13 protein-coding genes are annotated in these 11,556 nt (G+C 72.0%); 5 read left to right on the top strand and 8 right to left on the bottom strand.

Annotated elements, in window-relative coordinates:
- The first annotated feature begins 8 nt into the window (after positions 1 to 8).
- Complete coding sequence (locus tag IZR01_RS28525; protein ID WP_194925647.1) at positions 9 to 359, top strand: VOC family protein; 351 nt, start codon at positions 9 to 11, stop codon at positions 357 to 359.
- Positions 360 to 473: 114 nt separating this feature from the next.
- On the opposite strand, the gene IZR01_RS28520 is transcribed toward IZR01_RS28525, so the two are convergent.
- Together IZR01_RS28520 and dprE2 are read right to left on the bottom strand one after the other, a co-directional pair.
- The gene (locus IZR01_RS28520; RefSeq protein ID WP_194897221.1) at positions 474 to 977 is read right to left on the bottom strand and encodes a low molecular weight protein-tyrosine-phosphatase; all 504 of its coding nucleotides are present in this window, start codon (positions 975 to 977) and stop codon (positions 474 to 476) included.
- Between the two features lie 20 nt (positions 978 to 997).
- Positions 998 to 1,738 (bottom strand): decaprenylphospho-beta-D-erythro-pentofuranosid-2-ulose 2-reductase, encoded by a 741-nt coding sequence (gene dprE2, locus IZR01_RS28515; protein WP_194925646.1) that lies wholly within the window; start codon positions 1,736 to 1,738, stop codon positions 998 to 1,000.
- A 202-nt stretch (positions 1,739 to 1,940) separates the two neighbouring features.
- Between dprE2 and IZR01_RS28510 the strand changes: the two genes are divergently transcribed.
- Together IZR01_RS28510 and IZR01_RS28505 are read left to right on the top strand one after the other, a co-directional pair.
- Positions 1,941 to 2,276 (top strand): YciI family protein, encoded by a 336-nt coding sequence (locus tag IZR01_RS28510; protein WP_194925645.1) that lies wholly within the window; start codon positions 1,941 to 1,943, stop codon positions 2,274 to 2,276.
- Between the two features lie 4 nt (positions 2,277 to 2,280).
- Complete coding sequence (locus tag IZR01_RS28505) at positions 2,281 to 3,531, top strand: RNA polymerase sigma factor (RefSeq protein WP_194925644.1); 1,251 nt, start codon at positions 2,281 to 2,283, stop codon at positions 3,529 to 3,531.
- A 64-nt stretch (positions 3,532 to 3,595) separates the two neighbouring features.
- On the opposite strand, the gene IZR01_RS28500 is transcribed toward IZR01_RS28505, so the two are convergent.
- Entirely contained in the window at positions 3,596 to 4,174 is a 579-nt protein-coding gene (locus IZR01_RS28500) for a TetR/AcrR family transcriptional regulator (protein ID WP_194925643.1), read from the bottom strand.
- Between the two features lie 53 nt (positions 4,175 to 4,227).
- Here IZR01_RS28500 and IZR01_RS28495 point away from each other — a divergent pair, with 53 nt between their 5' ends.
- Positions 4,228 to 4,551, top strand: a complete 324-nt coding sequence (locus IZR01_RS28495) for a hypothetical protein (RefSeq protein ID WP_194897226.1) — start codon at positions 4,228 to 4,230, stop codon at positions 4,549 to 4,551.
- Positions 4,552 to 4,573: 22 nt separating this feature from the next.
- Here IZR01_RS28495 and IZR01_RS28490 read toward each other — a convergent pair whose 3' ends face one another.
- Together IZR01_RS28490 and IZR01_RS28485 are read right to left on the bottom strand one after the other, a co-directional pair.
- Complete coding sequence (locus IZR01_RS28490) at positions 4,574 to 5,227, bottom strand: hypothetical protein (protein ID WP_194925642.1); 654 nt, start codon at positions 5,225 to 5,227, stop codon at positions 4,574 to 4,576.
- Positions 5,227 to 6,306, bottom strand: coding sequence for a sigma-70 family RNA polymerase sigma factor (locus tag IZR01_RS28485; RefSeq protein WP_194925641.1), 1,080 nt, complete (start codon positions 6,304 to 6,306; stop codon positions 5,227 to 5,229). Before IZR01_RS28485 ends, IZR01_RS28490 begins: the two co-directional genes overlap by 1 nt.
- 238 nt (positions 6,307 to 6,544) lie before the next feature.
- Here IZR01_RS28485 and IZR01_RS28480 point away from each other — a divergent pair, with 238 nt between their 5' ends.
- The gene (locus IZR01_RS28480; RefSeq protein WP_194925640.1) at positions 6,545 to 7,975 is read left to right on the top strand and encodes an MFS transporter; all 1,431 of its coding nucleotides are present in this window, start codon (positions 6,545 to 6,547) and stop codon (positions 7,973 to 7,975) included.
- A gap of 139 nt (positions 7,976 to 8,114) precedes the next feature.
- On the opposite strand, the gene IZR01_RS28475 is transcribed toward IZR01_RS28480, so the two are convergent.
- From IZR01_RS28475 to IZR01_RS28465, 3 genes are all read right to left on the bottom strand, one after another.
- Positions 8,115 to 9,137, bottom strand: coding sequence for a hypothetical protein (locus tag IZR01_RS28475; RefSeq protein ID WP_194900120.1), 1,023 nt, complete (start codon positions 9,135 to 9,137; stop codon positions 8,115 to 8,117).
- Positions 9,138 to 9,216: 79 nt separating this feature from the next.
- The gene (locus tag IZR01_RS28470; protein ID WP_194925639.1) at positions 9,217 to 10,572 is read right to left on the bottom strand and encodes a WXG100 family type VII secretion target; all 1,356 of its coding nucleotides are present in this window, start codon (positions 10,570 to 10,572) and stop codon (positions 9,217 to 9,219) included.
- 2 nt (positions 10,573 to 10,574) lie between these two features.
- Positions 10,575 to 11,381 (bottom strand): hypothetical protein, encoded by an 807-nt coding sequence (locus tag IZR01_RS28465; protein ID WP_194895617.1) that lies wholly within the window; start codon positions 11,379 to 11,381, stop codon positions 10,575 to 10,577.
- Between the last annotated feature and the right edge of the window lie 175 nt (positions 11,382 to 11,556).

The following is an 11,556-nucleotide window of genomic DNA, read 5'->3' as shown; positions in this document are numbered from 1 at the left end:
GTCGAGGCATGATTACCGGCACACACGCGATCCTGTACAGCACCGACGCCGAGGCCGACCGGGACTTCCTGCGGGATGTGCTCGGGTTCCCCCACGTGGACGCGGGCGGAGGCTGGCTCATCTTCCAGCTGCCGCCGGCCGAGCTCGGGGTGCACCCGGCCGAGGGGGAGCCGACCAGCGAGCTGTATCTGATGTGCGACGACCTGGACGCGACGCTGGCCGAGCTGGCGGCCAAGGGTGTGCAGCCGGTGGGGGAGCGGGCCGAGGCGCGCTGGGGTGTGCGGGCTTGGGTGGCGCTGCCGAGCGGTACGCGGCTGGGGTTGTACGAGCCGCGGCATCCGGTCGCGCGGGGGTTGTGACGCGGCGCGCCGCGGATTGAGCAGGCGAGCGGGCTGGCGGGCGATCGGGCGAGCGGGCGAGCAGGCCGGCGGCGCGCGCCGGTTGCGGGAAGCCGGCTGGGGCCTGACCTGGTCTCAGCGAGCGTTCTTCAGCCCGCTCCGGATCTCGTCCAGGATCCCCGGCGCCGCACGCTCGATCAGCTCCATGACGTGCTCGAAGGCCTCGTCGTCCTCGTAGTAGGGATCCGGCACGTCCAGATCCGGCCCGGCGGTCGGATCGAAGGACCGCAGCAGCCTGATCTTCTCCCGGTCGCGGTCGTCGCGCGCCAGCGCCCGCAGCTCCCGCAGATGTCCGGCGTCCAGCGCGATCACCAGGTCGTAGTCGTCGAACCAGCCGCGCTGGAACTTGCGCGCGGAGTGGTCGGAGGTGAAGCCGTGGCGCCGCAACGTGCGGACCGTCCGCCGGTCGGCCGGGTCCCCGGCGTGCCAGCCCCCGGTCCCGGAGCTGTCGGCCACCGCGTTCAGGTCCTCGTCCTCGATGTACTTGCGCAGCACGTGTTCGGCCATGGGGGAGCGGCAGATGTTGCCGGTGCAGACGAAGGTCACGCGGTACGGGCCGCGGGCGGCGGGGTCGGACATGTGATCGATTGTCTCAGACGCTAGCGGGGCATCCGCCGCCACACGGCTTGGGGCACCAGTCGGGCCACGAAGTACGCCGGCCGCAGCGCGCCGGGCACCCAGACCCGGATCCGGTGCTTGCGCAGGGCCTTGACCACCGCGTCGGCGACCTGGTCCGGGGTGCTGGACAGCGGCGCGGGGCTCATGCCCTCGGTCATCCGGCCGATGACGAAGCCGGAGCGGACCAGCAGCAGGTGCACGCCGGTGCCGTGCAGCGCGTCGCCGAGGCCGCTGGCGAAGCCGTCGAGGCCGGCCTTGGCCGAGCCGTAGACGTAGTTGGCGCGGCGCACGCGCATGCCCGCGACCGAGGAGAAGACCACCAGGTCGCCGTGGCCCTGGGTCTTGAGCAGGGAGGCCAGCACGGTCAGCACGCTGATCTGGGCCACGTAGTCGGTGTGGACTACCTGCACGGCGTGCGCCGGGTCCCGTTCGGCGAGTTCCTGGTCGCCCAGGATGCCGAACGCGACCACCACGACCCCGACCGGGCCGGCGTCGGCGAAGACCTTCGCCATCAGCTCCGGATGCGCGGCCACCTCGTCGGCGTCGAACTCGACGCACCGCACCCCGGTCGCCCCGGCGGCGCTCATCAGCGCCGTCTCGGCCGCCAACTCCTGGCTGCGCCGCGCGGCCAGCACCACGGTCCGGCCCCGGGCCAGCCGCTCGGCCACCTTCAGCCCGATCTCGCTGCGCCCGCCGAGCAGCAGCACGGCGCCTTCCGTCATCGCACCCGGTTTCACGGTCGCCCAGTCTGCCAGGCTCGCGCGAAGAATTCCGCCGGTCGGGTGTCGGACTGGTGTCGGAGCGGTGTTGGATCCGGTGTCGGATCCGGGGTCGCACCGGTGTCGGATCCGGGCGACCGTGTTCGTGGTAGGAGTGAACCGCCGCCCACCGGGGGCGCCGGGAGACAGCAGGAGTTGGTCTGAGATGCAGTATCTGTTCTCCGTGATCGCCGAGGGTCCCGCCCAGGCCACCCAGGAGGAGCAGGCGGCGGTCGACGTGTTCAACGACCGGGTGATCGCCGAGGGCCACTGGGTGTTCGGCGGCGGGCTCGGCGAGACGGTCAGCGCCACGGTGATCGACAGCCGCGGGGCCGGGGAGCCGATCTTCAGCGACGGTCCCTACGTGGAGTCGAAGGAGTACCTGGCCGGGTTCTGGGTCATCGAGGCCGCCGACCTCGACGTGGCGCTCAAGCTCGCCGCCGAGGCCTCGCACGCCTGCAACCGCAAGGTCGAGATCCGGCCCTTCTTGCAGCCGGAGTGACGGCGTGACTGGAACGACGGGAGCGACTGACGCGACCGACGCACGCGAGGCGGTCACCCGGGCCCATCACGAAGAGTGGGCCCGGGTGGTCGCCACCCTGACCAAGCGCTTCGGCGACCTCGACATCGCCGAGGAGGCCGCCGCCGAGGCGTTCGCCGCGGCCGTCGAGCACTGGCCCGCCGACGGCGTGCCGCCCAACCCCGGCGGCTGGCTCACCACCACCGCGCACCGCAAGGCCATCGACCGCGTCCGGCGCGAGAACAAGCGCGACGACAAGCACAAGGAGGCCCAGTTGTTGTCCGACGACGAACGCCCCGAGCCGGTCGGCGCCATCGAGGACGACCGGCTCCGGCTCTTCTTCATCTGCTGCCACCCGGCCCTGGCGCCGGAGACCCGGGTGGCGCTGACGCTGCGCATGGTCGGCGGCCTCACGGTGCCCGAGATCGCCCGGGCCTTCTTCGTCCAGGAAACGGCCATGGGCCAGCGCATCACCCGCGCGAAGGCCAAGATCAAGGCGGCCCGGATCCCCTACCGCGTGCCGGACGCACAGGACCTGCCGGCGCGCGTCTCCGGCGTGCTGGCCGTGCTGTTCCTGGTCTTCAACGAGGGCTACCTCGCCACCGGCCCGGACAGCGACCCGGTCCGCCAGGACCTGACCGCCGAGGCGATCCGGCTGGCGCGGCTGATCCGTACCCTGATGCCGCAGGACGGCGAAGCCGCGGGGCTGCTGGCCCTGATGCTCCTCATCGAGGCCCGCCGCAGCGCCCGCGTGGCCGCCGGCGAACTCGTCGCGCTCGACGAGCAGGACCGCGGCGCCTGGGACCCCGGCCTGATCGCCGAGGGACACCGGCTGGTCCGGGAACGCCTGGCCACCGGCCAGGCCCCGGGCCGCTACCAGGTCCTGGCAGCCATCAACGCGGTCCACACCTCCGCCCGCGACTACCGCGACACCGACTGGACCCAGATCGTCGCACTCTACGACCAGCTGGTCCGGCTCGACCGCTCGCCGGTCGTCGCCCTCAACCGCGCCATCGCAGTGGCCGAACTCGACGGCCCGAACGTGGCGCTCGCCGCCGTCGACGGCCTCGCCGACCGGCTGGACGGCTACCACGCTTACCACGCGGCGCGCGCCGACCTGCTGCGGCGGTTGGGGCGCAGCGGGGAGTCGCGGGCGGCTTACGACCGGGCGATCGAGCTGGCGGGGAACACGGCTGAGGTCGCGTACCTGACGCGGCGGCGGGATCAGCTGGTGTGATGCGGCGCGAGGGCCACGTGGCGTGTGACATGCCGTCGGGGCCAACACGCCATTGCCTCCAGCGCTAGTCCTCTGCCGGCCACACCGCGCTCAGCACCCGGCTCGGCCAGTCGTCCGGTATCCCGGCCGCGGTGACGTACTGGCCGTAGAAAGAGCCGATCAGCATGCTGGTGAGCACGTCGAGGTCGGCGGAGCCCGGGAGGCCGCCGGCTGCCAGCGCCTGCCGGAGCAGGTCCCGGCGCGGTTCGACGATGCGGGTCTTGAAGACTTCGAGCAGTTCGGGGTGCCGGGACTCCTCGGCGAGCAGTGAGCCGAGGATGGCCAGTGCCGGGACGGCTCGCAGGTTGCTGTGGAAGTTCTCCAGGATCGCCAGCGCGTGGTCGCGGGGTGTCGGCGCTCCGGCTGGCGGCTCCTTTGGCGGCTCCTCGACTCGCAGTGAGCTGATCACCGCGGCGACCAGCTCCGCCTTGTTCCGGAACCGGCGCCGCAGGCTCGGCACGGTGGTGCCGGCGGCCGACGCCACCGACTCCAGCGACATGCGTGGGTAGCCGAGTTCACCGAGCTGCTCGGCGGCGGCGGTGAGGATTGCCTGGTCCAAGGCCGGGTTCCGGGGCCGCCCAGCCTTGGCCTGCCGCGTGCTCATTACATTATGATAGCCTATCGGAACGTAATTCGTCATCGAGGGTGGGGAAAACCATGACCGAGTCGTTGCCCGAAACCGCTGTCGTCCGCCTCTCGCGCGGCAGCTTCGACCCGAGCCTGTTCGCCGAGGTCGAGGCGCTGAACCTGAAGCAGGCGGAGTACCTGGTGCCGGCCATCAAGGCGCTGCCCGGGCTGATCAGCTGGTACGCCAGCCTCATGTCGGACGGCATGGTGCAGGTCAGCATCTGGGACAGCTACGAGCACGCGAAGCAGATGGACACCTTGAAGGAGATGAACGTCATCGCGCGCGGGGAGATGGAGGCGCTCGGCGTGAAGTTCGTGCCGATCGTCAACCCGCAGATCACTTGGACTATTTGATACCGGCCCGTTTGATACCGGCCTATTCGATATCGGCCCATCCGGCATCGGCCCAGCCCGGGGCCAGCGGCAGGCGGCCCGAGCGGTGCGCCGCCCGCTGCTCGGCCACCCAGCGCTCGAACCGCTCGGCCGACGCCGCGAGCGGCCGGCCGGTGGTGTCGATCACCTCGGTCCGCCACCGCGGATCGTGCGACGCCCAGCCGGTCCAGCGGCTCCACACCATCTCCGGCCAGCTGTCGTCGGCGATGACCCCGGGCCGGGCGCGGGGGTCGCGGGCGTGCTCGCGCTGCCAGGCCGCCCAGCCGCAGAAGGAGTCGAGCGCGCGCTCGTCCCATCGGCCGCCGTCCCGGCGCGCCAGCCGTCCCCGGCGCGGCTCGTCGGCGACGTCGATCAGGCAGACCGCGATCCCGTCCAGCAGCGGGGCCGAGGGTGCGGCCAGGATCTCGCCCAGCGGCGAGTTCCCGGTCAGCACCAGGTCCAGACCGCGCTCCTGGTACTCCAGCGCGCGCCGGATCCAGTGCTCGGTCATCTCGTTGCGCCAGTGCGGCGGGATCGGCGGGTCCGGGACGCCGACCTCGTCGAAGTCGTGCACCGCGGCCCCGGTCAGCCGGTCGGCGACGGCGAACGCGAGGGTGGACTTGCCCGCGCCGCTGGATCCGGTCAGTGCCAGCAACATCAGGCTTCGTTCTCCACATCGTTCTCCATGTCGCTCTCCACATCGATCTCCATCGGCAGCCCGGCCACGCCGACCAGCGACGGTGTCCGGAACGCCGTCACCTTCGCGATCCGGTCGCCGCGCATCGTCAGCACCTGGAGCGACTCGGCGGTCAGCCGGCCGTCGCTGTGGCTGGAGTAGACGGCGAACGCGGGCTGGCCGTTGGCCGTGATCGGGACCAGGCGGCGGTAGCGGCCGTGCTTGCCGATCCGGAACGACAGCAGCCGGCGCAGGGTGTCGGCGCCCTGGAACCACATCGGCTGCGGCGGCATCTCCCAGATCGCGTCCGCGGTCAGCAGCTCCATCAGGGTGTCGATGTCGGCCTCCACGAACGCCCGGGCCCAGCGGTCCAGGATCGCGCGCTGCCGCCCCGCCGTCGGCTCGGCGACCTGCTCGGCGTCCGGGGCGACCTCCGCCATCCGGGCCCGGGCCCGCTTGAGCAGGCTGTTGACCGCCGCGACCGTCACGTCCAGCAGCGAGGCGGCCTCCGCGGCGCGCCAGCCGAGCACGTCGCGCAGGATCAGCACCGCCCGCTGCCGGGGCGGCAGGTACTGCAACGCCGCGACCAGCGCCAGCCGCAGGCCGGAGCGGGCCGCCACGACCGAGGCCGGGTCCGCGCCGACCGGGCCCGCCGCGCCGACCGCGCCGACCGATCCGGACGTCAGCAGCGCGTCCGGGAACGGCTGCAACCACGTGATCTCCGGCGGGATCGCGCTCAGGTCGCCCTCGGGGTCGGTGCCCGGTGCCCCGAGCGCGACCGGCAGCGGCCGCCGCGCGCGGTGTTCGAGCGCGCTCAGGCAGGCGTTGGTGGCGATCCGGTAGAGCCAGGTGCGCAGCGAGGCGCGGCCCTCGAAGCCGCCGTAGGAGCGCCACGCGCGCAGGTAGGTCTCCTGGACCAGGTCCTCGGCGTCGTGGATCGAGCCGAGCATCCGGTAGCAGTGCGCGAGGATCTCCGGCCGGAACGGGTCGGCCAGCCGGACGAAGTCGTCCTCGACTCGCATCTCGCACCCCGCCGTCGGTTGGTTCGTCACGATGGTCATCCGCACTCTCCCGGCGCCTCAAGATTGGCACGTTCGTGCCTTCGGCGATACCGACTTGGGCCGGGGCCGGAACTGGGCGGTGGTTCGGCGCCCAATCCGGGCGGCGGCGCGGGTCAGAACCGGCATGAGTAACGGCACAAGTGACGGCGCAAGTAGTGACACAAGTCCCGGCATCAGTCCCGGCATCAGCCCTGACATCAGTCCCGACATCAGTCCCACAGGGGACGCAAGGCCGCCGATGACGGCGGCACAACGGTGGATCCTGACCCTCACCTCGCTGGCCGCGTTCATGATCGCGCTGGACGGCACCATCGTCACCACCGCCCTGACCACCATCCGCAGATCGCTGCACGCCTCCACCGAGTCGCTGGAGTGGACCGTCAGCGCCTACATCCTCACCTTCGCCGTGCTGATGCTCAGCGGCGCGGCGCTCGGCGACCGCTTCGGCCGGCGCCGGGTCTTCGTGGCCGGGCTGACGCTGTTCACGGCGGCCTCGGCCGCGTGCGGGCTGGCCGGCACGGTCGGCGAGCTGATCGCGGCGCGCGCCGTCCAGGGCGCCGGCGCGGCCGTCATCATGCCGCTGGCCGTGGCCCAACTCGGCGCCGCCTTCCCGCCCCGCGAGCGCGGCCGCGCGATGGGCCTGTCAGCGGGCATCATCGGCCTGGCCACGGCCGGCGGCCCGTTCGTCGGCGGCGTGGTGGCCCAGGGACTGGCCTGGCAGTGGCTGTTCTGGGTCAACGTCCCGGTCGGGGTGCTGGTCGTCGCCGGGGTCCTGACGCGGATGACGCAGACCCGCGGTCCTCAGGCGCGCCTGGACCTGGTCGGCGTCGTCCTCACCACCGGCGGCGTCCTGGGCTTGGTCTGGGCTCTGGTCCGGGGGAACGACGTCGGCTGGCTGTCGGGGGAGACGCTGGGTTCGCTGGTCGTCGGAGCGGCGCTGACGGTCGCCTTCGTGTTCTGGGAGCGGCGGGCCCCGGCGCCGATGGTGCCGATGCGCTTCTTCGCGCACCGCACCTTCTCAGCGGCCAACGTCAGCAGTTTTCTGCTCACCGGGTCGATGTATGGGGAGCTGTACTTCCTGGCGCAGTACTTCCAGACGGTGCTGCACTACGGGCCGTTCGGCGCGGGGGTGCGCATGATGCCGTTCTCGGCGACGCTGCTGGTTTTCGGGCCGTTGTCCGGGCGGCTCTCGGACCGGCTCGGTGAGCGCACGCTGGTTTCTGTGGGGCTGGGGATGCAGGCACTCGGGCTGGCGGGGATCGCCCTGCTCGCCGATCACCACGCCAGCTACCCGGCGATGATTCCGGTGCTGATAATCAGCGGCACTGGTATCTCCACCGCGATTCCGCCGGTGCAGAAGGCGGTGGTGGGGGCGGTGCGGCCGCGGGAGATCGGGCAGGCCGCGGGCGTTTTCAGCATGCTGCGGCAGTTCGGTGCTTTGTTCGGGACCGCGGTGGGTGTCGCGGTGTTTGCCGGCTCTGGGAGCTATGCGAGTGCGCAGCGGTTCACTGATGGGTTCGTCGCCGCGTTGAAGGTTGGTGCCGGGCTTGCCGCGGTCGGGGGGTTGGTTGCTTTGGTGCTGCCTCGGGGGCGGGGGGTTGTGGCCGTGACGGGTGCGGCGGCGCCTCTGGAGCGGGAGCAGGAGGCTGGAGCAGTGGCAGCTCTCTGATGGGGTCGTCTGATGGAGTCGTCGGCCGGCCCACCGAAAAACGGTCATGACCGGCCCGAACCCCCGGACCGGCCACAACCGCGGCGACATCGGCGATACCCGCGCCGTGCGCCCGCACGAAGGCGTGGGTGATAGCCCCTTACTGCCCGCCGCCTTGTGCCGCTTGCGAGTAGCCGTCGAACTGGGTCTGTTCGCGGTTGTAGCGGGTGGTGAGCCCGTGGCCGTAGGCCTGCCACCAGGTCATGGCCTGGCCGTTGACGTGGGTGGTGGTGTTGCCGTAGACGCTCTGGTCGTAGTTGATGCGCGCGTCGTGGAACGACTGCTGGAACTGGTCCGGGGTCATCTGCTGCAAGGTGGCCATGTTGGCCGCCGACACCGCGGTGTCCGAGTTGTCGGGGGTGTTGCCGGTGGCCATGGAGTTCAGGATGGCGCGGGTGCCGCCGGTGCCGCGCATGTGGGCGCTGGAGGCGATGGCGGCGCGGATGCCGGGGTCGGTGAAGTCCTGGGCGCCGGCCTGGTCGGCGTGCTGGGACAGCAGCTGGGCCACGACGGCCTGTTCCTGGGGGCTGCCCTGGCCGTACTGGTTGCGGGCGGCCATGATCTGGTCGTAGCCGTTGTGGCTGCTCTGCCGGAAGCCGTAGACCTCGGGGACGCCGCCCTGGTTGCCGCTGGCGCCTTCGGAGTGCATCAGGTTGGTGACGAAGCCGTTGGGGAGTCCGTTCGTGCCGGCCGCCGCCGTGGCGTGGGCGACCGGGGTGGCCGCCGGGGTCGCGGTCGCGGCCGGGTGCTGGGTGCCCGAGGCGGCGGTGGCCTGGCCGGTCTGGCCGCCGGTCTGGGCCAGGGCCTTGTAGCTGTCGGCGGTCTTCTGGTCCAGCGACTCGTAGTCCTTCAGCACCGTGCTGATCGCGCCGGTGAGGGTCTCGACGAAGCTGACGATCTTGCCCAGGCTGCCGACCAGCTGCGTGTGCAGGCTGTTGTTGGCGCTGCCGACGGCCGAGCCGATGCCGGCGAAGCTCATCACGTCCAGGACCAGGCCCTCGACCTCGCCGAGGGTCGAGTGGGAGCCGCCGGTCATGGACTGGAGTTGGGTCAGCCCCGACGTCACGCCGGAGGCGGAGACTGAGAACGGCGGGAGCGTGCTGCTCCCGATCTGGCTCGCCATGATCGCTCCCTTTCAGGGACGGGTACCAGGGGGACGGGTACCCGCCCCCTTGGGCAGGGGCGGGTACGGGACTGACGGCTTAGAAGTCGCCGCCGATGACGCCGGGGGAGACCGGGGCACTGGCGCCCCAGACGTCCTCGGTCTCGACCAGCCAGGCCGGGATGCGCCGGTTGTCGCCGCCGCCCATACCGGCTCCGGCCATGCCGCTCATCGGCATCATCGGCATCATCCCGCTGCGGCCCGCGGCCGCGGCGGCCGCGCCGCCGGCGCCCAGGGCGCCGCCGCCGAAGTCGTTGACCGCGGCGGCCTCGGCCGCGTTGGCCTGGTTCGCGGCGTCGGCCGCGGCCTTGGCCCCGTTCGGGTCGACGGCGACCTTGCCGATCGAGGCGCCGCCACCGGCGCCACCGCCGCCGCCGAACTTGCCGGCCAGGTAGCGCCCGCCGAGTACGCCGGCGGCGTCCACCGCGGCGTGCTTGCCGGCGTCGTTGCCGGTCGGGTTGGCCACCGGGGTCAGCCGGCCGGTGATCGGGGTCACCTGCTGCCCCTGGTTGGCGGCGCCGTTCAGCGGCAGGCCCTGCGGGGTGATGACGGTGCCGGTGAACTTCCCGCCGGCGGCCGCCGCGGCCGCCGCCAGGCCGACCGTGAACATGTCGCCGAACAGGGACTGCGAGCCCTGATCCGTTCCGGATCCGGTGGGTTGGCCCGGCACCTGGTTCTGGTCCTGACCCTGGTCCTGGCCCGCCGCCAGCACCGGGACGCCGTTGGCGTTCAGCATCACCGGCGCCGCGGTGCTGCCGATCCCGGTACCGGGGCCGCTGCCGTTCACCGTCGGCGTGGCGCCGCCGGGGGTCGGGGGGAACCGGTCCTGCGCGACCACGTAGCTGCCGGCCAGGGTGGTCATCACCGCGACCGCCTGGGCGTGCGCGGCGTTGGAGGCGGCCATCGCCGCCTGCTGCGCCTGCACCGCCGAGACCGCCTTGGCCTGGTCGGACTGCAGCTGCGCGACCGCCGCCGGCGAGGTCTCGGCGTCGATCGGCAGCGGCGTGGTGGCCAGCGCCAGCGTGGTCGGCGGCACCACCGGGACGTTCACCGCCGCCGGCATCGCCGCGCGCGCGGCGTTCAGCGAGTCGACGGCGTCGAAGGTCAGGTCGCGCATCTGCAGCGAGGTCGTGGCCACCTTGCGCAGGCCGCCGATCAGGTCGGTGACCATCCGCTTGTACTCCTCGGAGGCGGTGCCGGACCACTCACCGTCGAAGCTGTGCAGCCGGCCCTCCAGGTTCGAGGCCTGCTCGTGCAGCATCTTGCCGGTGGCGTCCCAGGTCTGGGCGGTGGTGGTACCGGTGGCCGGGTCGCTGTCGTAGAGCATCTGGGTCAGCTGCGGCACCGTGTACTGCGCGAAGTCGGTGACTCCGGCGGGAGTAGGAGACGTGGGCATGATCACGAACCTCCTTGGCCGGAGCCGGGGAAGGTGGCGTTCCAGGACGAGTCCTGGCCGGGGAACTGCGGCGTCGGGGCGGTGGTCGGCATCGCGGTGACCGACCCCGGGTCCGGCGGCGGCGTCCACAGCGGCAGCGCGCCGCTACCGGCCGCGGAGGTGTCGACGGTGACGCTCACCGAGGTGTTCGGCGGCTGCTTGTTCGACTTGGACTTGGCCACCCCGCCCAGCAGGGCCCCGCCGAGCAGCGCGCCGACCAGCGGGACCGCGGTCACCGCGCTCACCGTGTTGCCGACGAAGGAGCTGGCGTCCTGGTTCGGGACCCAGGGGCCGGAGTCGCTCGGGTCGGAGACCGGGGCGCCGTACACCGCGCCGCCGTTGTTCTGGTTCGGGTCGCCGCCCCATCCGGACTGCTGGTCCGGGATGTTGTCCTGGCCGTTCGACCAGGGGTCGCCGCCGGAGGACCCGCCGCCGTAGACCGACCCGGGCGATCCGCCGAGGGCGTAGGCGATGCTGTCGTCGGCGTTGCGGTAGCCGTCGGCCACCGTGCCGGTGACGTCACCGGCGAACGCGATCGCCTGTTTGACCTGCCCGAGCAGGGTGTACATCTCTTCGATGGCGGCCTGTTCGCCGGCACCCAGCGTCCAGGCTTCGTGGAACGCGCCGTATTGCGGCGGGGTTCCGGACATGGTGGCGAGGTGGTCCATCGGAGCCTGAAGCGACTGGATCTGCGTCGTGAACTCGTCGGCGAAATCGGTCAGCGACTTCAGGTGGATGGTGAAGGACTGTTCGGGCGAGGGCTCGGACATCGCTCACAGCTCCTGGTGGATTCAAGGTCGGGGCTGGGTGGCCGGTCGGTGCGGGAAAGCTCGTCGGCCCAGAAGGCTGCTCGGCCGAGAAAAGCTGGTCGGCCAAGAAAGCCGGCCGACCAGGTGAACCGGTCGGCCGGAAGGTGCGGCCGGAGCCGTGGGCACGGCCCTGGTG

Origin of the sequence: Catenulispora pinisilvae, assembly GCF_015356865.1 — a bacterium.
GTDB classification, from domain to species: domain Bacteria; phylum Actinomycetota; class Actinomycetes; order Streptomycetales; family Catenulisporaceae; genus Catenulispora; species Catenulispora pinisilvae.
The sequence above is the reverse complement of the archived record's forward strand: the minus strand, read 5'-3'. Positions and strand labels throughout refer to the sequence as shown.